The organism is Streptomyces sp. NPDC028928 (assembly GCF_055564915.1).
Genome location: NZ_JBVHVI010000005.1, coordinates 215433 through 240580 on the forward strand (window position 1 = coordinate 215433; position 25148 = coordinate 240580).

Below are 25148 nucleotides of genomic sequence, written 5' to 3' on the forward strand. Positions count from 1 at the left end.
ACCGCAAACAGATTCCAGACAGGTTCCACAGGGGGTTCCGTGTCCAGCTGCAAGGTCTGCTCGCTCAAGGCCGACCATCCGGGGATAACGCTCGACGACCAGCAGGTGTGCAACCTGTGCAACCTGGACTTCGCCGAGGACCTCCTGACCAACTACCGCTACACCAGCGAGGTGTTCACCGAGTTCCAGCAGGCGCCGCCGGCCGCCGGGGAGTACGACTGCCTGTTCATGTACAGCGGCGGCAAGGACAGCACCTACATGCTGGACAAGTTCGTCAACGAGTACGGCAAGCGGGTACTGGCCTTCACCTTCGACGTCCCGTTCGAGAGCGAGCACGCGGCGCAGAACATCGCACTGGCACGGGAGAAGATCCCGGCGACGTTCGTCCTGGACGCCGACGACGACAACATCAAGCTGATGATGCGGGAGGTGTTCAACCGTCCCGCGCCCAAGAAGCCCGGCAAGTACCTGGACGAGAAGCTGCCCTGCGTCTCCTGCCGCACCTTCTTCGTGCTGCGGGCCATCCTCATGGCCTACCGGCAGAAGATCCCGTACATCGCCCTGTGCGCCGATCCGCAGCAGATCCTCACCATGGAGTCCAACGTCCGGGAAGTCGTCCGCGGCTTCTACAAGACGTTCGGCGAACGGCTGACCGACACGCTCTTCGGCGGCGAACTGGAGGAACTGCTCTTCGACGAGGACGAGAACCTCCCGAAGATCGTCTTCCCGTTCATCGCCATGCGCCACGACTACGACCCGGACCGGATCGTCGAGGAACTCCGGGCGAAGGGCCTCTACCAGTCCTCGCCCCTGGAGACCCACTGCACCCTCTTCCCGCTCCTGAACTACTACTCGTTCAAGAACTGGGACTGCATGTTCTACAAGCTCAACGCGGCCAGCCACGTGCGGTCGGTGAAGCGGAACGCCGACTACGACCGCAACACCTTCAGCATCAAGTTCCCCCGCTCGCTGGACCTCGCCGACGTCGAGGAGCGGCTCGGGCAGGTGGTCATGGCCATCGCCGCGGGTGAGGGCAGCCGGGAGCAGCACGAACGGACGCTGGTGGACCTGTTCCAGCGGATGGACGCCTCGGAGGACGCGGCCCGTTTCGTCGCCCGCAGCTTCCTCGACATGCGCGCGGTCGCCTCCGACCTCGGCATCCGCCTCGGCTGAGATCTGCGTAGGAGAATCACCATGACTTTTTCGGACTCCGATGTCGCGATCATCGGCATGGCCTGCCGCTTCCCGGGCGGTGCGGACACGGCCGACCGGTTCTGGGACGTCCTGCGCGAGGGCCGCGAGACCCTGACCCGGTACACCGACGAGCAGTTGCTCGCCGCCGGTGTACCCGCCGCACGGCTGGCCGACCCGCGTTACGTGAAGGCCGGCCAGTCTCTTCCGGACGTGGACCTGTTCGACTCCGAGCTGTTCCAGTTCACCCATGACGAGGCCGAGATCCTCGACCCGCAGCACCGGATCTTCCTGGAGTGCGCCCATGAGGCTCTCGAACGCGCCGGGTACGATCCCGACCGCGCCGAAGGGCACATAGGTGTCTACGCGGGCGCCGGGATGAACACCTACCTGCTGCACAACCTGGGCGAGCGGTACCGGGCCGCTTCCTCGGTCGACCACTACCGGCTGATGCTCGCCAACGACAAGGACTTCCTCGCCACCCGCGTCTCCTACAAGCTGAACCTGCGCGGCCCCAGCATCAGCATCAACACGGCCTGCTCCACGTCTCTGGTAGCCGTCCACACCGCCTGTCTCGGCCTGCTGGGCGGCGAGTGCGACATGGCCCTCGCCGGGGCGGTGCACCTGGCGCCCCCCAACCAGGGCTACCAGTACCAGGAAGGCATGATCTTCTCGCCGGACGGCCACTGCCGCGCCTTCGACGCCGAGGCGCGGGGTACGGTGATCGGCAGCGGCGCCGGCGTGGTCGTCCTCAAGCGGCTCAAGGACGCGCTGGCCGACGGGGACTGGGTCCACGCCGTCATCAAGGGCTCGGCGGTCAACAACGACGGCTCCCACAAGACCGGTTACACCGCCCCGAGCATCGCCGGGCAGGCCGAGGTCATCGCCGACGCCCACGAGGTCGCCGACGTCGAACCGGACACCATCGGCTACGTCGAGGCGCACGGCACCGGCACCCCGCTCGGTGACCCGATCGAGGTCGCGGCGCTCACCCAGGCCTTCCGCCGCGGCACGGACAGGTCCGGATTCTGTGCCCTCGGCTCCGTGAAGACCAACATCGGACATCTGGACACCGCGGCCGGCATGGCCGGACTGATCAAGACGGCGCTGATGCTGGAGCACGGCACCCTGGTGCCGAGCCTCAACTACACCTCGCCCAACCCCGAGATCGACTTCGCGGCGAGTCCGTTCTACGTCAACACCGAGACCACCGAGTGGCCGACGGCCGGCGGGCCCCGGCGAGCGGGCGTCAGCTCGTTCGGCATCGGCGGCACCAACGCGCACGTCATCCTCCAGGAACCCCCCGCGCGCACCGCCGCCCAGCCCGGACGAGGACGCGAACTGCTGGTCGTCTCCGCCCGGTCCGAGGAGGCGCTGCAGCGGGCTGCGACGACCCTGGCCCGCCACCTCAAGCAGCGCCCCGACCTCGACCTCGGCGCCGTCGCGCAGACCCTCGGCCTCGGCCGGCGCGGCCACGCGCACCGGCTCGCGCTGGTGGCCCGCAGTGCCCGGGACGCCGCCATGGCACTCGCGCTCGGCGACGAGGAGCGGGTGCTGCGGGGGACGGCCGACGACCGGGAGCCCCTCGGCCCCGTCCTGGTCCTGACCGGCGCCGGAGCCGACGAGGCGGACCGCGCCGAGCTGTACGGGGCGGTGCCTCGGTACCGGTCCGCCGTCGACGCCTGCGCCGCGGCCCTGGGCCGGTCCGCCGGGGCGGACGGCTCGCTCGACGGACCGGGCACGCTCTCCGCCTTCGTACACGAGTACGCCCTCGCCACCACCCTCCTCGCCTGGGGCGTCGTACCCTCGGGTCTGGCGGCGAGCGGCACCGGTCTTGCGGTGGCGGCGGCTCTCGCCGAGGCCCTGCCCCTCGCCCGGGCCCTCGCCCTGGCGGAGGGCACCGCACCGGTCGGCATGGCGGCGCCGCGCATCCCGGTCCTCTCCCCGTCCACCGGCCGGTGGATGACCGAGGACGAGAGCCGGCTGGCCGGCAGCTGGACGCACTCCAGCGGTCCGGGCGAGCCGGACGTCTCACGTGTCGGCTCCGGCCGGCTCCTCCTCCGCCTGGCACCGCAGGACCACGCCCCGGCCGGTCTCGGCCACCTGCTCACCCTCGCCGGGCAGGCCTGGGTGCACGGCGTGCCGCTGGACTTCACGGCCGTCCACGCGGACACCGAGCCCCGCCGCGTCCCTCTGCCCACGCACCAGTTCGAGCGGCGGCGCCACTGGGTGGAACCCGGCGGTCGCCCCACCGCCGCCGCGCCGCAGGACGCCGACCGGCTCATCAGCCGGTTCGACCCGCAGGACCCGTCCAAGAACGTCCGGATGATCACGGACTTCGTGGTCGAGCAGGTGGGCAGGGTGCTCGGCGACCCGCGGCGTGCCGCCCTGGAGGCCAACCTGTTCGACCTGGGCCTCGACTCGCTCGTGCTGATCGAGGTCGTCGCCAAGCTCAGCGAGGAACTGGACTTCCCCGTCCCGGCCACGTCCTTCATCGAGTTCCCGACCATCCGCGCGTTCGTCGACAACCTCGCCGAGCTGATGGGCCTCGCGTCCGCCCCGGCAACACGCCCGGAGGAGTCCGCCGTGCGGACCTCCCGGCGAGCACAACGGGCCGCGGCCCGGTACGGCGGTACGGCCTGAGGCCGGTGTACCGACGGTCGTTCGCCCCGGCCCGCAGCGGCCGACCCCAAGACCTGTGAGAGAGAGCAACTGTGGACGACAAGCGAAAGCTGCTGCTGAGCCTGCTGAACCGGGCGTCCGCCCCGGCCGCGGCGCGCACGGACGTGGCGATCGTCGGTGTCGCCGGCCGCTACCCGTCGGCCGGGACGGTCGGCGAGCTGTGGGACAACCTCGTCGCGGGGCGGCACTGCATCCGGGAGGTACCGGCCGACCGGTGGGACGCCGACGCGCACTTCGACCCGGCCGGGAAGCACGGGAGCTACAGCAAGTGGGCCGGCTTCATCGACGACGTCGACAAGTTCGACCCGCTGTTCTTCCAGATCTCGCCGGCCGACGCGGAGGCGATGGACCCGCAGGAGCGGCTGTTCCTGCAGACCGCGGCCGCGACGCTCGAGGACGCCGGCTATCCGGCGGCCCGGCTCGCGCAGCGCGGGCCGGTCGGTGTGTTCGTGGGCGTGATGAACAGCAACTACGAGTGGATGGGCGGTGAGGCCAACGCGCTGGGCGTGCCCACCGACGCCCACTCCAACCACTGGTCCATCGCCAACCGGGTGTCGTACGTCTTCGACTTCACCGGACCGAGCATGGCCGTGGACACCGCGTGCTCGGCCTCGCTGACCGCGATCCACCTGGCCTGCGAGTCCCTCCGGACCGGCGAGTGCGCCGCGGCGATCGCGGGCGGCGTGAACCTGATCCTGCACCCCATGCACCTGCGCACCCTGGCGCAGCGCGGCATGATCTCGCACGACGACCGGCTCAAGGCCTTCGGCGCCGGCGCGGACGGATTCGTCGACGGCGAGGGCGTGGGCGCCGTACTGCTCAAGCCCCTGGCCGCGGCCGTCGCCGACCGTGACCGGATCCTCGGGGTCATCCGCGGCTCAGCCATCAACTCCGGTGGCAAGACCGGCGGTTACACCGTGCCCAGCGCGGCCGCCCAGAGCGAGGTGATCCGCGGCGCGCTCAGCCGCGCCGGCGTCGAGCCGGACACCATCGGCTATGTCGAGGCGCACGGCACCGGCACCCCGCTCGGCGACCCGATCGAGATCGCCGGCCTGGTCGAGGCCTTCGGCGGCCGGCTGGACCCCGAACAGCGCGCGCAGCGGCCGACCGTCGCGGTCGGCTCGGTGAAGTCCAACATCGGTCACCTGGAGTCGGCGGCCGGCATCGCCGGACTCACCAAGGTGCTGCTGCAGTTCCGGCACGGGATGCTGGTGCCCTCACTGCACTCGGCACGCCGGAACCCGGAGATCGACTTCACCACCACACCGTTCGAGGTGCAACAGACGCTGCGGCCCTGGACGAGGCCGGGGCCGGCCGGCGCGGACGGAGGGCCCGAGCGGCTGCCACGGCGCGCCGTCGTCAGCTCCTTCGGCGGGGGAGGCGCCAACGCCTGCGTCGTCGTGGAGGAGCACCTGCCGACGGGCGGGCCCGAGCCGGCCGTGGACACGGCACCGCAGCTGCTGGTGCTGTCCGCGAAGAGCGAGGACCGCCTGCGCGCCTACGCGGCCGACCTGGCGGCGTTCCTGCGCCGCGAGGCCGCCCCGCGCGACACGGTCGAACCGGAGGCGCTGGCCGCCGCCCAGGAGCTGGTCCTGCGGCTGGCCGCCGAGACGGTCGGCGTGGCACCGCACGACCTGGACCTCGGGACCGACCTCACCGAGTTCGGCTTCCAGGTGGCGGAACGCGCCCGCTTCCACGCGCTGCTGGCCGCCGAGGCGGACACGGACCTGCCCGCGGCCGCCACCTCCGCACGCACCCTCGCCGCGGTGGCGCAGGCGATGGCCGCCGGCCGGCCCGCGACTGCGGCCGGTGACGCGGCGCCCCGGCTCGCCGATGTCGCCCACACCCTCCAGTCGGGCCGCACCGCCTACGAGTTCCGGCTCGCCCTGGTCGCGGGGTCGGTGGCCGAGGCCGCCGCGCTGCTCGCGGCCCACGCCGCCGGCGACGACGGCGCACGCGTCAGCGTCGGCCGGAGTGCCCGCACCCGGGTGCGGTTGTCCGACGAGGAGGCCGCCGCACTGGAGCAGGCGCTCGACCGGCGCGACCTGGCAGCGGTGGCCGAGCACTGGGTGAGGGGGGCCGAGGTGGACTGGCAGCGGATCACCTCCGCCACCGCCCGCCGCATCGAGCTGCCCGGTTACCCGTTCGCCCGCAAGCGCTACTGGATTCCCCAGCCGCCCACAGCCCCGTCGCCGCCCGCGGCCGCCGGCGCATCCGCCCCCGAGACCGCGGAGACCGTGGAGGCCGCGGAGGCCCCGGAGACCGCGGAGACCGTGGAGGCCCCGGAGGCCGCGGAGGCCGCGGAGGCCGCGGAGCGCAACCTTCCGGACTTCTACCGCCCGGTGTGGACACGGACGCGGACACCGGACGGCGGACCGGTGCCCCCCGTCACGGGCCGGGTCGTCGTCCTGGCCACCGGCGCCTCGGTCTGGCTCGGCGAGGCGCTGGCGGCCCGCTGCCCGGACGCCGCGGTGGAACTGGTCCGGATCGACGAACACGCCGTACCGGCCTGGCTGCCCAGGGTCTCCGGCGCCGACCTGGTCCTCCACCTGGGCGGGGTAGGGGCCAGGATCACCGACGGTGTCGGCACCGCGCAGGCGGCGGAACACCTGCGGCACGGCCCGCTCTCCCTGTTCCACGTACTGCGCGACGGCGGCGCGGACCGGATCCTCGTCGTCACCAGCGATGTGCACACCGTCGCCGGCAGCACGGCACAGAACCCCTTCGGCGCAGGCCTGCACGGTCTGCTCCAGGTCGCGCCGAAGGAGCGCCCCGGACTGCGGGTCGCCGCGCTGGACTTCGCCTCGGCCGAGGTGGCCGGCACCGAGCAGGCCCAGGCCCTGGCGGACGCGATCCTTGCCGAGCCGCTCGATGGCACCGGCCGCACCGTGTGCCTGCGCGGCGGGGTCCGCTACGTCCGCCGGCTCGGCAAGGTCGTCCTGCCGGAGACCGCCGAGGTGTTCCGGGACGGCGGCGTCTACCTGCTGGTCGGAGGTACCGGCGGCATCGGGCTGGAGCTGAGCCGGCACCTGGCCCGGCGACACCGGGCGCGGCTGGTCTGGTTCAGCCGGGGCGAACTCGGCCCCGAGCAGCGAGCCGCCGCGGACGACGTCCGGGCCCACGGGGGAGAGGTCGCCCATGTGCGCGGCGACGCCTGCTCCGTCGACGACCTGGCAAGGGCGGTGGCCGAGGCGCACCACCGCTTCGGCGCACTGCACGGCGTCGTGCACGCGGCCATGATCTTCGACAACCACCCGCTGACCGCACTCGACGAGGCCCGCTTCACCGCCGCGACCAGGGTCAAGACCGAGGGAGCGGCCGCGCTGGCCGCGGCCGTCGCCGGCGAAGCGCTGGACTTCCTCGCCTACTTCTCGTCGGCGGGCTCCTTCGGCAGCTTCGCCGGGAACGGCGCGTACATCTGCGCCTCCGCGACCGAGGACGCCTACGCGCTGTTCCTGCGCGAGCGGCTGCCGTACCCGGTCACCGTCGTCAACCAGGGCTACTGGGGCCTGATCGGCTCCGGCGCCCGGCCCGGCCTGGCGGAGATCTTCCAGGGACTCGGCATCGACGGCTTCAGCGCCGCCGAGGGCATCGCCGCGGTCCGGCGCATCCTGGGCAGCGGCCTGCCGCAGGTCATGCCGATCCGGGCCGGCCGCCGGGCGCTGGAGGCCATGGGCCACGACCCCGCCTGCGACGGCGAACGGTTCGGCGGCGGCCACCCGGCCGCCCTCGCGAACGCCCCGCTCCGACCGGGCGCCGGCAGCGGCGCCGACGACGCGGCCCTCCAGGTCCTCGCCGGCTACCGGGAGCTGGAGGCCGTCTCGGCGCCCCTGCTGCTGGACGTCTACCAGCGGATGGGTGTCTTCACGCGGCCCGGCGAGCGTCACCGGTGCGAGGAACTGCGTACCCGGCTCCGCATCCTCGACAAGTTCCAGCGGCTCCACCGGGCGTTGCTCAACATCCTGGCCGAGGCCGGCTTCCTGATCCGGGACGGCGAGTGGGTGACCACGACCGCCGAGGTCGACGCGACGGTCCGCGAGCCGGCGGTACGGTCGGACGCCGAGTTCGACAGACTCGCCACCGCCTACCCGGACATCGAGCCGACGATCACCCTCAACCGGCTGTTCCTGGAGGCGTATCCGAGGATCCTGCGGGGCGAGGTCGGAGCCACCGAGATCATGTTCCCCGGCTCCTCGATGAAGCTGGTGCAGAACTTCTACAAGGGCAATCCGCTCACCGACTCCTTCAACCTGCTGGTGCGCGACACCGTCCGCTGCTTCCTGGACCTCCGGCTGCCCCGGCTGCCGAAGGGCGACACGATCCGCGTCGTGGAGCTGGGGGCCGGCACCGGGGCCACCAGCGAGCGGGTCCTGCCGGAGCTGGCCGGCCACGCGGACCGGGTCCGGTACACGTTCACCGACATCTCGCCGCGCTTCCTGGACCACGGCCGCGAACGCTTCGCCGACCGCTACCCGTTCACCGGGTTCGAGGTGCTCAACCTGGAGCGCGGACTCGCCGAGCAGGGTTTCGAACCGGCCCGCGCCGACCTGGTCCTGGCCACCAACGTGGTGCACGCCACCAGGAACCTGCGGGCCACCCTGCGCAAGGCGAAGGCGCTGCTGAAGCCCGGCGGCTGGCTGGTGCTCAACGAGCTGACCACGGTGCGGCCGCTGCTCACCGTCGGCGGCGGCGTGCTGGAGGGCTGGTGGCTCTTCGACGACGCCGAACTGCGCCTGCCCGACTCACCACTGGCTTCACCGGAAGGCTGGCTCAGGCTGCTGCACGAGGAGGGCTACACACCGGTTCGGACCCTCGGCGGCGAGCACACCGATCTGGGACAGACCGTGCTGGTCGCGGAGAGCGACGGGGTGGTGCTCGGCGCGGCACCGGCCCACGGCCCCGCGCCCGCCCCCGCGACCACGGCCGACCCCACCGACGGCGGCGGAGCCGACGCGGTCGCGGAACGGCTGAGCGAGCTGGTCGAGCGGATCCTCGGCCTGGACGAGCGGATCGATCCCGACCGCCCCCTGGCCGACTACGGGTTCGACTCGCTCAGCGGCATGAAGATCGTGTCCGCCGTGGACGAGGCTTTCGGCGTCACCGTGCCGCTCGGTGACTTCTTCGAACGCCCGACCCTGCGCGAGCTGTCCGCCCACCTGGCCGCCGGCCGGCTCGCCGGCGCCGCCGCCGGGTCCCCGCCCGCCGCCGGGTCCCCGCCCGCCGCCGGGTCCCCGTCCGCCGCCGCGGCACTCCCCGCGCCGGCCCGCCCCTCCGGCGCCGTGGACCAGGCCCCGCCGCTCCCGGCGGCAGCCGCGGCCGAGCTGGTCCTGCGGCCCCGCAACGACCTCGTGGCGACGACCCATCCACTGTCGGAAGGACAGCGCGCACTGTGGGTGATCGAGCAGATCGCCCCCGGCACCTACGCCTACAACCTGCCGCTCGCCCTCTGGCTCGACCCGGACGTCGACGTGCTCGCCCTGCGGGTGGTCCTGCAGGACCTGCTCGACCGGCACGAGGAACTGCGCGCGACCGTAGGGGCGGACGAGGCCGGGCCGGTCATCCGTGTCACCGCCGAACCGGAACTCCCCTTCCAGCAGGTCTTCCTGACCACCGTCGCGGAACCGGACCTCCGGGACCGTATGCGCGCCGACCTGCGCCGCGCCTTCGACCTCGGGACCGGTCCGCTGGTGCGGGCCACGCTCTACACGCTGGGTGACGGCCGCCAGGCACTGCTGCTGACGTTCCACCACCTGGTCTTCGACGGCGTGTCCATCGCCCTGCTGCTCGCCGAACTGGAACGGGGCTACCACACCGTCCGGGCCGGCCGGCTGCTGCCCTCCGACCGCCCCGCCCGCACGTACGCCGACTTCGCCCGTGGGCAGCGCGACCTGCTCACGGGCCCCGAGGGCCGGCGCCTGCGCGCCTACTGGACCGAACGGCTGCGCGGCCGGCAGACCACCGTGCCCCTGCCGCTCGACCGGCCGCGCCCCGCCGTCCCCGGCTTCCGGGGCGCCAGTGTGGACGGACGCATCCAGGCCGCCGTGGCGGAACAGGCGCGCGCGCTCGCCTCGGCGGAGCGCACCTCCCTGTTCGGTGTCCTGCTCGCGGGCTGGTTCGCGCTGCTGCACCGCTACAGCGACCAGTCCGACATCGCCGTCGGCACCCCCACGGCGGGACGTCCCGCCGACGGTTATGACGACGTGCTCGGCTACTTCATGAACATGGTCGTGCTGGCCGAGCGGATCGACGGCGAGGAGACGTTCCGCGACCTGCTCCACCGGGTGCGCCGCACGGTCCTCGAAGCGCTGGAGCACGGCGCGTACCCGCTGATCACCCTCGCCGAGGAACTGAAACGCCAGGACCCCGCCGCCCCGGCCGCACCCTTCAACGTCGCCTTCTACTTCCAGAACTGGACCCGCGGCACCCAGCGCGAGGGCCTGGTGCGCGGCCACGTGCCGGGCATCCACCAGGAGGGCGAGTTCGAACTGACCCTGGAGGTGGTCGAGGAGGCCGACGGCTGCCGCTACTCGCTGAAGTACGACCCCGACCTGTTCGACGCCGTCACCGTGGAGCGGCTCGGCGACCACTTCACGACGCTGCTGGCATCGGCCGTGGCGGCACCCGACGTCCAGGTCGGACAGCTCGACCTGCTCACCGACGCCGAGCGGGCGCTGCTCGCCCCGCCGCCCGTCGCCGAGTACCCGGCCGACACCCTGGTCTGGGAGCTGGTGCGGCGACAGGCCGAGGCCCGCCCGGACGCCGTGGCCGTCCGGCACGGTGACACCGAACTGACCTACGGCCGGCTCATGGAGCGGGTCGGGGAACTCGCCGCCCGGCTGACCGCCGCCGGCGTGGGCCGGGGCCGTACCGTCGGGGTCCTCCTGCCCCGCGACGCCGATCTCCCCGTGGCCCTGCTGGCGGTGCAGGCCGCCGGCGGCGCCTACGTACCGCTCGACCCCGCGTACCCGCGGCAACGGCTCGCCTACATGGCCGAGGACGCCGGGCTGCACCTGATGCTGACGCACTCCGGCATCGAAGGCGGGTACGGGGCGGTGCCCCGGCTGCTCGTCGACGGCGACGAGCAGCCTCCCGCGGCGGACTCGCCGGGAACCGCCGGCCCGTCGGACACCGCGTACGTGATCTACACCTCCGGCTCGACCGGCCGGCCCAAGGGTGTCCGCGTCCCGCACCGCGCCCTGACCAACTTCCTCTGGTCGATGAGGCGCGAGCCCGGCTTCGGGCCCGGGGACACCCTGTTGGCCCTGACCACCGTCTGCTTCGACATCTCCGGACTGGAGCTGTACCTGCCGCTGATCACCGGCGGTACGGTGGAGGTGCTGCCGACCGAGACCGCCCGGGACGGGCTGCGGCTGCGGGAGGCCGTCGAGCGCAGCGCGGCCACGGTGATCCAGGCCACCCCGGCGACCTGGAGCATGCTCCTCGCCGCCGGCTGGCAGGGCGACCCCCGCCTCACCGTCCTGTGCGGCGGCGAGGCACTGCCCGCCGACACCGCGCAGGCCCTGCTGGCCCGCAGCCGCGAGGTGTGGAACCTCTACGGGCCCACCGAGACCACCATCTGGTCCGCGGTGAGCCGGCTGAGCCCCGGCGACCGGGTCACGATCGGCACGCCGATCGCCAACACCCGCCTGCACGTGCTCGACAGCGCGCGCCGGCCCGTCCCGGCCGGCGTGGCCGGCGAGCTGTACATCGGTGGCCACGGCGTCGCCGACGGCTATCTGGGCCGCCCGGACCTGACCGCGGAGCGCTTCCTGCCCGACCCGTTCGGGGACGGACCCGACGCGCGCATGTACCGCACCGGTGACCTGGTCCGACGGCTCGCCGACGGGCGGATCGAGTATCTGGGACGCATCGACTCCCAGGTCAAAGTGCGCGGCTTCCGGGTCGAGCTGGAGGAGATCGAGGCGACCCTGCGCCGGCTCGACGGGATCCTGGACGCCGTGGTGGTGGCACGCGGCCAGGGCGCCGGCCGGCACTCCCTGCTGGGCTGCTACCTGCTCGCGGACGGGGCCGCCGAGCCGACCCGGGAGGACCTGGCGGCCTGGCTGCCCGACCACATGGTCCCCGACGCCCTGGTCCGGGTCACCGGCTTCCCCCGGACGCTGAACGAGAAGGTGGACCGGGCCACGCTCGCGGCACTGCCCCTGCCGGAGCTGCGCGCCCGCTTCGGGGCCGCCGCCCCCGAAGGCGCCCCCGGGCACCCCGCCGAACCCGCCGGCCACAGCGAGGCACTGACGGCCGCACTCGCCGGGACGGTCGCCCGGCTGACGGGACTGCGCCCCGAGGAGATCGGCGCGCACACACCGCTCGGCGAAGTCGGCATGAACTCGGTGACCTTCACCGAGCTGAGCGCCGAGCTGCGCAAGGCCTACGGCATCGAGGTGTACCCGACTCTCTTCTACCGCAAGGGCACCCTGGCCGCGCTCGCCGAACACCTGTGGGAGCACCACCCCGCCGCACTGGCCGCACGGCTCGGCACCGCCCCTGTGCCCGCCACCGCCGTCCACCGGCCCGCCGAGGACGCCGGCCGCGAGGAGCCGGCGCCGCCGCCGGCCGCGCCCGGCCGGGACGACATCGCGGTCATCGGCATGGCCGGCCGGCTCCCCGGCTCGCACGACCTGAAGGAGTTCTGGGACCACCTGGTCGCCGGGGACGACCTGATCCAGGAGATCCCCGCCGACCGGTGGGACTGGCGCGAGCAGTCGCGCTCCCGCTCGCGCTGGGGCGGCTTCCTCCCGGACGTGGACCGCTTCGACGCCGCCTTCTTCGGGATCTCCCCGCGCGAGGCGGAACTGATGGACCCGCAGCAGCGGCTGATGCTGGAAGTCGTCTGGTCGGCCATCGAGGACGCCGGCTACCGCCCCTCCGAACTCGCGGGCAAACGGGTCGGCGTGTTCGTCGCCGCCACCAACTCCGACTACGTGGAGGTGCAGCGGGCCGCCGGGCGGCACAGCGAGGGGCACACGCTCACCGGCGCGGCGCTGTCGATCATCCCGAACCGGATCTCCTACATCCTGGACCTGCGGGGCCCGAGCATCGCCGTGGACACCGCCTGCTCCGGCTCGCTCACCGCGGTCCACCAGGCCTGCGCCGCGCTCCGCGACGGCACCTGCGACCTGGCGATCGCGGGCGGTGTCAGCCTGATCCTCTCGCCCGCCGTGTACGAGGCACTGAGCCAGGGCGAGATGCTCAGCCCCGACGGCCGCTGCAAGGCCTTCGACAGCAGGGCCGACGGCTACGTACGGGGCGAGGGCGCCGGCGTCGTCGTGCTCAAGCCCCAGGAGCGGGCGGAGCGGGACGGGGACGCCGTACACGCGGTGATCAAGGCGGTCGCGGTCAACCACGGCGGACGGACCACCTCGCTCACCGCGCCCAGCCCGGACGCCCAGGCCGACCTGCTCGTCGAGGCCTACCGCGCGGCAGGCGTACCCCTGGAGACCGTCGGCTACATCGAGGCGCACGGCACCGGCACCGCCCTGGGCGACCCGATCGAGAGCACAGGGCTGAGCACCGCCTTCCGCCGGCTGCGCGCGGAGTGCGGGACGACAGCCGCACCCGGCTGCGTCATCGGCTCGGTCAAGACCAACATCGGCCACCTGGAAGCCGCGGCGGGCATCGCCGGCCTGTTCAAGGTCGTGCTCGCGCTGCGCCACGGCGTCATCCCCGCCAACCTGCACTTCCGCGAGCAGAACCCCTACCTGGAACTCGACGGCGGCCCGTTCGAGGTGGCCGCCGCCCGCAGGCCCTGGCCGCGCCCGGTCGACACGGCCGGCGCCGAAGGGCCGCGTCGCGCCGGAGTCAGCTCCTTCGGCTTCGGAGGGGCCAACGCGCACATCGTGATGGAGGAACCGCACATGCCGGACACCCGCGAAGAGCCGGCCCAGGAGCAGCTGTTCGTGCTGTCCGCCCGGGACCCCCAGGCGCTACGGCGTGCCGCCCGGCGCCTCGCCGACCACATCCGGGACGAGGACGTCCCGCCCGGGGACCTGGCCCACACCCTGCAGACCGGCCGGGAGCCGATGGCACACCGCCTCGCCGTCGTCGCCGACAGCACCGCCGAACTCGGCGGCGAGCTGGAGAACTACCTGTCCGGGCGGCCGTCCGGCGTGCGCACCGCGCACGTCCAGGGCCGCCCGGCCCCGCCGGCCGCCGTCGCGCCGGGGAACGCCGACGAGGCCGCGGACGCCTGGCTGGCGGGCGCCGACATCGACTGGCAGGTACTGCACCGGGGGGCGCGCCGCCGCCGGGTGCACCTGCCCGCCTACCCCTTCGCAGGGCCCCGCCACTGGGTGGCGCCCGGCTCCGGGCCGACGCCCGCACCCGAGCGGCCCGCGGGCCGGCTGCACCCGTCCCTCCTCGACGCCAACGTCTCCACCTTCGGCGGACACGCCTTCGCCAAGACGCTCGTGGGAGAGGAGTTCTTCCTGCGCGACCACGTCGTGGACGGCGAGCCGGTGCTGCCCGGTGTGGCCCACCTGGAGATGGCGCGCCTGGCCGGTGAACTGGCCGCCGCCGGGGCCCGGGTGCGTGGGATCGACGACCTCGTCTGGACGGCCCCGGTCCGGCTCCCCGCCGACGGCGGCTACCGCCTGGTGGTCCGGGTCTCCCAGGAGGACACCGGGGCCTCCTTCGAGGTGCGCGGCGCCGGGGACGGCACCCCGGTACACGCGCGCGGAACCCTTCTGTTCGGCGATCCCGGCCCGCGGCGCCAGGGGATCGACCTGACGGCCGTACGGGCGCGCTGCCCGCGCACACGCACCGGTGACAGCTGCTACGACGACTTCGGCCGGCTCGGATTCCGCTACGGCCCGAGCTTCCGGGTGATCGAGGACGTCACCCTGGGCGACGGCGAGGCCCTGGCGACACTGCGGCTGCCGGCCCACCGCCGTGCGGACGCCGGCGACTACGTGTTCCACCCGTCCCTGTTCGACGCGGCCCTGCAGGTGGCCGGGATGCTCGCACCCGGCACGGCCGACCCCGCACGGCCGGCGCCGTACCTGCCGTTCTCCCTGGGGGCGGTCCGGCTCCACACGGAGCTGCCGGAGCGGGTGTACGCGTACGCCACGCCCTCGGCGCGCACCGTTCCGGCCGGCACGCTCTGCTTCGACATCGCGCTCGCGGATGCCGACGGAACCGTGCTCGCCACGATCGACGGCTTCACCCTGCGGCCGGTGCGCACGCCCGAGGCCGTGGCCGCGTTCGAACCCTTCTGGCGGCCCGCCCCGCGAGCGGGACGCCTGCCGGACGGAAGGGTCCTGGTGCTGGACCCCGGCACTCAGGGAACCGCGGTGTGCGCCGCCCTCACGGCCGCGGGGCTGGAGAACCGGCGCATCGAACTCGGCGCCGGATTCGACGCCGACGCCGTCCTGCGTACCGAGGGAACCGCGCCGCTGCACGTCGTCCACCTGGCCGGTGAGCACTCCGGCACCGGCGGCGCGGTGGAGCAGGGTCTCCACACGGCGATCGCCTTCCTCCAGGCCTGGCAGCGGCAACGGCGCGGCGCCCTGCGCTACCTGTACGCCTATCAGGAACCGGCCGCCTCACCGGCTCACCCGGCGATGGCCGCGTTCGCCCGCTCGGTACGCCAGGAGCACCCGTCCGTCGACCTCGGCGTCCTGGCCGTGGACGCCGTCTCGCTCGCCGACGCCGTCGTCGGCGAACTCGGCGCAGGTGGCGACCCGGAGGTGCGCATCGACCGCTCCGGCCGGACCTGCCGGGCCTGGCGGCAGGTGGACCTCCCCACCGCGCGGCCCGTGTTCACGGGTACCGGCGCGCACCTGATCACCGGGGGCACCGGTGCGCTGGGCCTACGGGTCGCCGAGCACATCGCGGCCGTCCGGCGCGCTGCCGGTGTCCTCGACGGCGGGATCGTCCTGGCGGCCCGGACCGCTCCCGGCCCCGAGGCACGTGCCCGGATCGAGGCCATCGGCGCACGGGTGGTGCCGACGGACGTCGCCGACGCCGCCGCGGTCCACGCCCTGGTCGACGAGGCCCGTCGCGCCCACGGGACGGTGAGCGGCGTCCTGCACCTGGCCGGTGAGCTGCGGGACGGTCTGCTGCGGGGCAAGGACCGCGCGGACGCGGACGCCGTGCTGGCCGCCAAGGTGCACGGCACGGTGCTGCTGGACGAGGCGACCCGGGACGAATCCCTGGACTACTTCGTGGCCTTCTCCTCGGCGGCGGCGGCGTTCGGCAACGCGGGCCAGACCGACTACGCCTTCGCCAACGCCTTCCTCGACCACTTCGCCGAACTGCGCGAGCGGCGGCGCCAGGCCGGGACGCGCCGGGGCCGCACCCTTGCCGCCGCCTGGCCGGTGTGGACCGAGGGCGGCATGCGCATCGACGCCACGGCCGAGGAGTACATGGGCACGGTGCTCGGCATGCGGCCGGTGGCCACCGAAGCCGGCCTGGACGCCCTCCAGCGCGCCCTGGCCGGCACCGCCCCCAGACTCCTGCTCACGCCCGGTGAGCCGGCGAGGACACTGGCGGCCCTGGACGGCGGGCCGTTCCGCACGGGCGCCCCGGCCTCCGCGGCCGGCCCGACGACGCCGGCCCCCCAACCGCGGCCCACCGCCCCGGCGACGGACCCGGCCGGCGGCAAGGTCACCGCCGAGCAGTTGGTCCTGCGCCTGCTGGCCGAGGAGCTGAAGCTGCCCGAGACGGAGATCACCGTCACGGAGCCCTTCGACCACTACGGTGTGGACTCCCTGATCACCATGAGCCTGATACGACGTCTCGAAGACCACGTCGGCCCCCTGTCGAAGACCCTCCTCTTCGAGCACGTGACCGTGAGCGAGCTGGCGGAACACCTCACCCAGGCGCACCCCGACGCGTTCGCCGCCACCACCGTCCGCACCACCGGGCCCGCCCCCGCCGCGGAGGCCACCACCGGCACCGCACCCGCGCGGCCCGGCACCGCCGGCGCCGAGATCGCGATCATCGGCGTCGCCGGACGCTTCCCGCAGGCCGACGACGTGGACGAGTTCTGGCGGAACCTGCGGGCGGGCCGGGACAGCATCGAGGAGATCCCGGCCGAGCGCTGGGACCACAGCCGGTTCTACGACGCGGACAAGTCCGTCTTCGGCAAGACCTACGGCAAGTGGGGCGGATTCGTCCGCGGCGCCGACCGGTTCGATCCGCTGTTCTTCCGGATGTCACAGATCGAGGCCGAGCACACCGATCCCCAGGAGCGGGTGTTCCTGGAGACCGTCTGGCATCTGCTGGAGGACGCGGGCTGTACCCGCGAGCAGCTGCGCGGCACCCGCACCGGTGTGTTCGTGGGCATGATGTACGGCCACTACCAGCTGTACGGGGTGCAGGACGCGCTGCGCGGCAAGGGCTTCGCCACCTCCTCGTCGTACGCCTCCGTGGCCAACCGCGTCTCGTACTTCTTCGACTTCACCGGGCCCAGCGTCGCCCTGGACACGATGTGCTCCTCCTCGCTGGTCACCGTCCACCAGGCGTGCCAGGCCATCCGCGACGGCGACTGTGACGTCGCGGTCGCGGGCGGCGTCAACATCTCCAGCCACCCGGTGAAGTTCCTGCAGCTCGCGCAGCGCGGTTTCCTCGCCGAGGACGGCCGCTGCCGCAGCTTCGGGGAGGGCGGCACCGGCTACGTTCCCGCCGAGGGCTCCGGCGCCGTCCTGCTCAAGCGCCTCGACGCCGCGCTGGCCGACGGCGACCGGATCCTGGCGGTGGTCAAGGCCTCCGCGGTCAACCACGGCGGGGCGGGCGCCGGCTACAGCGTCCCCAGCCCGCAGGCCCAGGGCGACCTCCTGAGGGCCGCGCTGGACCGGGCCGGGCTGCGGCCCGGCGACCTGGACTATGTGGAGGCGCACGGGACCGGAACCTCCCTCGGGGACCCGGTCGAGGTCACCGGCATGCTGCGGGCCTTCCGCGACGAGGCCCCCGAGCGGCTGCCGATCGGCTCGGTCAAGTCGAACATCGGGCACGCCGAGTCGGCGGCGGGGATCGCGGCCATCACCAAGGTGCTGCTCCAGATGCGGCACGGCGAGCTGGTGCCCTCCCTGCACTCGGACCGGCTCAACCCGAATATCGACTTCGCGGCCACCCCCCTGCGGGTGCAGCGCGAACGCGCCCCGTGGCCGCGCCGCGTCGACCCGGACGGCACGGTGCGACCCAGGACCGCGGGCGTCAGCTCCTTCGGTGCCGGGGGCACCAACGCGCACATCGTCCTCCAGGAGTACCTCGACAACCGGGGTTCCCGCCCCGGAGCCACCGGTGCCCAGCTGGCCGTGCTGTCCGCGCGGGACGCCGACCGGCTCACGGAGCAGGCGCGCCGCCTCGCCGCACATCTGCGCGCGGAGGGCGCAGCGTCGGCGCCGGAGGAGGTCGCCTGGACGCTCCAGACAGGCCGCGAGGCCATGGCCCACCGGTTCGCCGTCCTCTTCCGGGACCTGCCGGAACTGATCGCGCGCCTCGACGAGTTCGCCGCAGGTGGCACCCCGGCCGACAGCTGGACCGGTGTGGTCGACCCGCGCCGGGCGATCGCGGGCGAGCCGCCTGCCGCCCCCGGGCCGGCCGCCTGCGCCGCGGCCTGGTGCTCGGGGCAGCGGGTGGACTGGTCGGCCCTGCACCCGGCCGGCCGCCCGGCCCGCGTGTCACTGCCGGGCTATCCCTTCCTGGGCGAACGGGTATGGCTCGCGGCGGCCGACGAGGAACTGGCGCGCCAGGACGGTGACCGGATGGCCGGAGACGGGCTGCTGCTGACCCGGCACTGGGTCCCGGCGGAACCGGACGGGCGCACCGCCCCGCCCGTCCGGACCGCCGTGCTGACCGTGCCGGGCACCGAGGCCCTGGCAGCCCGCCTGTCCGCCGCGCTGCCCGGCGCCGAGATGCTCGACCACGACCGGATGGCGGCGGACCTCGCCGCCGCCGGCACCCGCTGGGACCGCTTCGACGCGGTGGTCGACCTGGCCGGCTGCGCCGATCCCGCCCTGCCGTCCGCCCACTCGGTGCTGCCCGTGTGGCTGCGCTGGATGCAGCACGCCGTCGAGCACAGCCGCGGCGGCCTGCGCGCCCTGCTGGTCTCCCGTGGCACCCGGGCCGGGACCGACGGCGCCGCCGGACTCGGCGGCGCGGCCCGCGTGGGGCTCTACCGGATGCTCCAGAGCGAGTACCGCCACGTCCGTTCCCGGCACCTGGACGTCGGACAGCACGCCACCGACGAGCAGGTGTGCCGCTGGACGGTCGACGAACTGCGCGCCGAGGCGGAGTACGCGGAGGTGTCCTACCGGGACGGCCTCCGGCACCGCGCGGTACTGCGCGAACCGGTCGACGGGCCCGACCACCGGGAGATACGGTTCCCCGCGGGGCACGTCCTCTGGGTGACCGGGGGTACCCGAGGCATCGGGCTGCTCACCGCCCGGCACTTCGTCGCCCGGCACGGTGTGCGCAAGGTGGTCCTCACCGGCCGCGAGGAACTCCCGCCCCGCTCCGAGTGGGCCGCGCACATCTCCGCGGACACCGCTCTCGGCCGCAAGCTCCGCCCGCTCGCCGAGCTGGCGGAGCAGGGGGTGGAGCTGGAGGTCGTCGCCGTACCGCTGGAAGAGCGGGAGGCCCTGGCCAAGGTTCTGGCGGACGTGAAACAGAAACTCGGGCCGGTCGGCGGAGTCGTCCACAGCGCCGGGTTCACCGACTTCGAGAACCCCGCGTTCGTCCGCAAGCCGCAGGACGGCATCGCCCGGGTGCTCGGCCCCAAGATCTTCGGCCTCGACGCGCTGGTGGAATGCTTCCGCGAGGAGCCGTTGAGCCTGTTCGTGCTGTACTCGTCGGTCGCCGCGACGGTGCCCGCGCTGGCGGTCGGCCAGAGCGACTACGCCATGGCCAACGCCTATCTGGACGCGGTCGCCGAGGCGCGGCCGTACGGGCTGCCCCTCGTCAGCGTGCAGTGGCCCAGCTGGAAGGAGACCGGCATGGGGGAGGCGCGCAGCGCCGCCTACCAGGCTTCGGGGCTGGCCGCTCTCTCCGACGAACAGGGACTGGCGCTGCTGGAGCGCGCGCTGCGCAGCGGCGCCCGTGTGGTCATGCCGGTCGTGGTGCGCCCCGATGCCGACTGGCGTCCCGAACGGCTGACGGACCGTCGGCTGGACGCGGCACCGGCACCGGCCCCGGCGCCGGCGGCCGAGGCAGGCGCCGCGCAGACCCCGGCTCCGGTCGCGGACTCGGTGCCGCCCCGCGACGCGGGCCCCGCCCAGGTCACCGGCGCGGTCGGCGCGGCGGCTTCCTGGCTGCTCGACCGGCTCGCCGAGGACCTGCGTTTCGACCGGACCAAGCTGTCCGGTGACGTGCCGGTGGCCGACTACGGCGTGGACTCGATCATGGTCTCGCAGCTCGTGCAGACGATCGCCCGACGGCTGGACGTGTCGGTCGACCCCTCGGCCCTGCTGGAGCACCCGACGATCGACGAATTCGCCGCCCACCTCGGCGAGGCGCACCCCGAGGAACTCGTCGCCGCCTTCGGCACGAAGCCCGCGGAGCCCGTCACCGACGGGGCCGCGCCCCCCGACCGGGCACCGGCCCCGGCACCCGCCGTCCCGCGCGAGGGCGCCGACGGGCCGGCGGCCCCCGCGCCGTCGGCCACCCGGCGCCCCGCCGGGGCCACCGAGGACATCGCCGTGGTCGGTATGTCCTGTCGGTTCCCCGGCGCCGGTTCCCCGAGCGCGTACTGGGAGCTGCTGCGGCAGGGCCGTTCGGCCCTGCGCCCCGTCCCCGAGACGCTCTTCGGCCGGCCTGTCGACCACCACGCGGGGCTGCTGGACGACGTACTGCGTTGTGATCCCGAAGCGTTCCTGCTGCCCGAGGCGGATGCCGCGGCCATGGACCCGCAGGCGCTGCTCCTGCTGGAGGAGGTGAACGCCGCCACGCACCAGGCCGGCTACCGGCCGGCCGAACTCAAGGGCCGCCGCATCGGTGTGTACGTCGGGGGGCGCGCCACCCACACGCCGGATCCCACCCGGCTGGAGCGGGCGAAGAACCCGGTGGTCGTCACCGGCCAGAACTACCTGGCCGCGAACGTCTCGCAGTTCTTCGACCTGCGCGGGCCCAGCGTGGTGATCGACACCGCCTGCTCCTCGTCCCTCGTGGCGATGGACATGGCCGTGCAGGCACTGCGCGCCGGGGACATCGAGGCGGCCGTGGTCGCGGGGGTGAGCCTGCTGGCGGACGACCGTGCGCACCAGGTGTTCGGGCGGCGCGGGCTGCTCAATCCCGGAGCCGAGTTCCATGTGTTCGACCGCCGGGCGGCGGGGCTGGTGCTCGCCGAGGGCGTCGGGGTCGTCGTGCTGAAGCCGCTGACCCGGGCGCAGGCCGACGGGGACCGGGTGCTCGCCGTCGTGAGGGGCATCGCGATCAACAACGACGGCCGGACGGCGGGCCCGGCGACCCCCAACCTGCAAGCGCAGAAGGAGGTGATGGCCGAGGCGCTGGCCCGCAGCGGCCACACCCCGGGCGACGTCGGGTGGGTCGAGGCCAACGGTTCCGGGTCGACCGTCACCGACCTGCTCGAACTCAAGGCGGTGGAGGCGGTCTACCGCTCCGGCTCGGCCCAGCCGGTCGCCCTCGGCTCGATCAAGCCGAACATCGGCCACCCGCTGGCCGCGGAGGGCATCGCGGCGTTCATCAAGGTCGTCCTCATGCTGCACCACCGTGAGCAGGTGCCGTTCCGCTCCGGTCAGGAGCCGCTGGAGCACTTCGACCTGGCCGCCTCGCCGTTGTACTTCCCACGGGAGCCGCGGCCCTGGCCGGACGCGGCCGAGGTCGCCGCCCTCAACTGCTTCGCCGACGGCGGCACGAACGCCCATGTGCTGCTCGCGCCCGCCCCGGCCGGCCCCCGCCCCACCCGCGCCCCGCTGCCGCAGCCCGTGCTGAACCGGCGACTCGTCCTCCGGGGTACCGCGCCGACAGCCGACCCGGTCAGCGGCGATCCGGTCAGCGCGGGTCCCGTGCCGGCCGCGGGACTGTTCTGGGAGAGCTACCGATGAGCAAGCCGACCCCTTACGGCGACCGCCGCTCGGGCACCGGGACACTGCCCGTCGTCTTCATGTTCTCCGGCCAGGGCTCCCAGTACTACCGGATGGGCCAGGAACTCTTCGACGCCGACCCGGTGTTCCGTGCCGCGCTGCGACGCCATGACGCCACGGTCGCGGAGGAGCTCGGGGAGTCGGTGCTGGCACGTGTTTTCGACCCCGCGAGACGCAAGAACGAACCCTTCACCGAGACCGGGATCACCCACCCGGCGATCGTCATGATCGAGCTGGCGCTGGCGGAGACCCTGCGGGCCGCGGGGATCGAGCCGGACTACCTGCTGGGCGCCAGCCTCGGCGAGTACACGGCGGCCGTCGTGTCGGGCAGCCTCGCCCCGGCCGACTGCCTGCGACTGCTGCTCCGCCAGGCCGGCGCGCTGCGGGCGGGCCCCCGCGGCGGCATGCTGGCCGTGCTCGCGGGGCCGGAGGTGATCGACCGCGTCCCCGCCCTGCGGGCCTGTGACATCGCGGCCCGCAATTACCCCGGCCACTTCGTGGTCGCGGGTACCGAGGAGGACCTGGCCCGCGCCGAGTCCGCACTGCGCGCCGCCGATGTGGTGCACCAGCGCGTGCCGGTGGAGTACGGCTACCACTCCCGCCTGATGGACCCGGTTCTCGACGGTTGTCACCAGGCTTTCGCAGGCGTGGAGTTCGCACCGCCGCGCATCCCGTGGGTGTCCAGCGTGGACGGCGGTCTGGTGGACCGGCCGACCGTGGACCACTTCACGAGGGTCGCCCGACGACCCATCGAGTTCGCGGACACCATCGCCCGCATGCGGGAGCGGGGGGAGTTCCTCTACCTGGACCTCGGCCCGTCCGGCACCCTGCACAACTTCGTGCGCCAGAACCTCCCGCCGGGGACGCGCTCCCGGTCCCTGCCCCTGCTCAGCCCCTTCGGACACGACCCGGGCCTGCTGACCAGAATCCAGCAGCTCGCCGCCCCACAGACACCCAGGAAGGCACACCGCATGAAGGTCTACGGATTCCCAGGCCAAGGATCCCAGCAGCGGGGCATGGGCAAGGGCCTGTTCGAGAAGTTCCCCGAGCAGACTGCGGCGGCGGACCGGGTGCTCGGGTACTCGATCGAGGAGCTGTGCACCGAGGACCCCGGGCGCCGGCTCGGCCGCACCGAGTTCACCCAGCCCGCGCTCTACGTGGTGAGCGCCCTGTCCTACCTCGAGCGGGTCGAACAGGATCCGGTACCGGCGGACTACCTGATCGGACACAGTCTCGGCGAGTACGTGGCCCTGTTCGCGTCGGGGGTCTTCGACTTCGAGACCGGGCTGAGGCTCGTGCAGCGGCGCGGCGCGTTGATGGCGGCCGCCGATGGCGGTGCCATGGCCGCGGTGGTCGGCGCCGACGAGGCCACCGTCATGCGTGTCCTCGCGGACTCCGGCCTCGACGGCTTGGACCTGGCCAACCACAACGCCATGGACCAGTTCGTCCTGTCCGGTCCGGGCGATGAGATCGACGCTGCCTGCCGCGCGGTGGAGGCCGCGGGCGCCCGGGCGGTCCGGCTCAACGTCAGCGCGCCCTTCCATTCCCGCTACATGCGGGGAGCCGCCGAGGAGTTCGCGCGCTTCCTCGAGGGGTTCACCCTGCGGGCGCCCGGCATCCCCGTACTGGCCAACGCCGACGCCCGGCCGTACCGCTTCGAGGCGCTCAAGGAGACCCTGGCGGCACAGATCTCCTCCCCGGTCCGGTGGAGCGAGACGGTGCGCTCCCTGATGGGACACGGCGACTTCGAGTTCGTGGAGCTGGGCCCCGGCCGCGTGCTCACCAAGCTGGTGAGCCGCATCAGGGAGGCTGCCGAGCCGCTTCCGGCACCGTCCGCGGCGCCCGCGCCCGTGGCGCCCCGCACCGCCACCGCGACCACCACCAGCGACACCGTGACCGCGACGACCACGCCCGCGGCGGAGCGCCGTGAAGTGAGCGCCGACGGCCTCGGGGCCCGGAGCTTCCGCGAACGGTACGGGCTGCGGCGCGCCTATCTGGCCGGTTCGCTGTACGGCGGCATCTCCGGCAAGCAGATGCTGACGGCGCTGGCCAAGGCGGGACTCGTGGGCTTCCTGGGCACCGGGGGTCTCGGCACCAGCGAACTGGACCGGCACCTGCGTGAGCTGACCGGGGAACTGGGACTCGGCAGTGCCTTCGGCGTCAACCTGCTCTACCGGCACGGGGCACCGGAGCAGGAGTCCGCACTGGTCGACCTGCTTCTGCGCCACGGGGTGGACCTGATCGAGGCCTCGGGCTTCCCTCTGATCACGCCGGCCCTGGTCCGGTTCCGGCTCAAGGGCGGACGGATCATCGCGAAGGTGTCCCGGAGCGACGTCGCCGCGGAGTTCCTCGCCCCGCCACCGGAGCGTGTGGTGCGGCAGCTCCTCGAAGCGGGGGAGGTGACCGAGGCGGAGGCGCGCACGGCCGCGGCGCGGCCCATGGCGGACGACCTCTGCGTGGAGGCGGACGGCGGCTGGCTGAGCAGCACGGCCGACCTGCCGACCCTGCTGCCGACGGTCCTCCGCCTGCGGGACGAGAAGGCCCTTCCCGGCCACCGGGTGCACGTCGGCTGCGCGGGCGGGCTCGGCACTCCCCAGGCGGTCGCGGCGGCCTTCCTGCTGGGAGCCGAGTTCGTGCTCACCGGATCGGTCAACCAGTGTTCCGTCGAGGCTGCGACCAGCGTGGAGGTGAAGGACATCCTGCAGGAGGCGCGCGAGTACGACGTGGACACGGCCCCCTGGGGCGAGATGTTCGAACTCGGTGTGCAGGCCCGGTACCTCAAGCGTGGGCTGTTCTTCCCGGCCAGGGCGGCGAAGCTGCAGGAACTCTGGCGCCGCCACGGGTCCGTCGCCGAACTCGACGAGGAGACCAGAAGTCAGGTTCTCGACCGGTACCTCGCGGGAGTGTCCGTCCCGCCGGGCTCCCTCGGACAGGACCCGAAGGCGGAGCTGGCCGCCTTGTTCCGCGGCTACTTCGACCGCGGCTTCCGTCTCGCGACGACAGGCGACCCGCGGTCCCGGGTGGACTACCTGGTCCATTGCGGCCCCTCGATGGGGGCGTTCAACCAGGTGGTCGCCGGCACGTCCCTGGAGCCCTGGCGGGCCCGTACGGTGGAGGCCATCGCCGACACCCTCATGGAGGGCGCCGCCGCGCACATCGAGGCCCGCCTGCGCTCCTTCTCCTAGCTTTCCCGGAGGGCCGGCGCGGCGCGCCGGC

4 protein-coding genes are annotated in these 25148 nt (G+C 73.6%); all 4 read left to right on the forward strand.

Going from position 1 to position 25148, the window contains the following annotated elements; genetic code table 11:
- Window positions 1–39 precede the first annotated feature (39 nt).
- The 4 genes from ACZ4U1_RS14480 to fabD all read left to right on the forward strand — a co-directional run bounded on the left by ACZ4U1_RS14480 (window position 40) and on the right by fabD (window position 25117).
- Window positions 40–1173, forward strand: a complete 1134-nt coding sequence (locus ACZ4U1_RS14480) for an adenine nucleotide alpha hydrolase family protein (RefSeq protein WP_467903213.1) — start codon at window positions 40–42, stop codon at window positions 1171–1173.
- Window positions 1174–1194: 21 nt separating this feature from the next.
- The gene (locus tag ACZ4U1_RS14485; protein ID WP_467903214.1) at window positions 1195–3834 is read left to right on the forward strand and encodes a type I polyketide synthase; all 2640 of its coding nucleotides are present in this window, start codon (window positions 1195–1197) and stop codon (window positions 3832–3834) included.
- Between the two features lie 71 nt (window positions 3835–3905).
- Window positions 3906–21893 (forward strand): amino acid adenylation domain-containing protein, encoded by a 17988-nt coding sequence (locus ACZ4U1_RS14490; protein WP_467903216.1) that lies wholly within the window; start codon window positions 3906–3908, stop codon window positions 21891–21893.
- Window positions 21890–25117 (forward strand): ACP S-malonyltransferase, encoded by a 3228-nt coding sequence (gene fabD / locus ACZ4U1_RS14495; RefSeq protein ID WP_467903218.1) that lies wholly within the window; start codon window positions 21890–21892, stop codon window positions 25115–25117. The genes ACZ4U1_RS14490 and fabD overlap by 4 nt, the downstream gene beginning before the upstream one ends.
- Window positions 25118–25148: the final 31 nt, after the last annotated feature.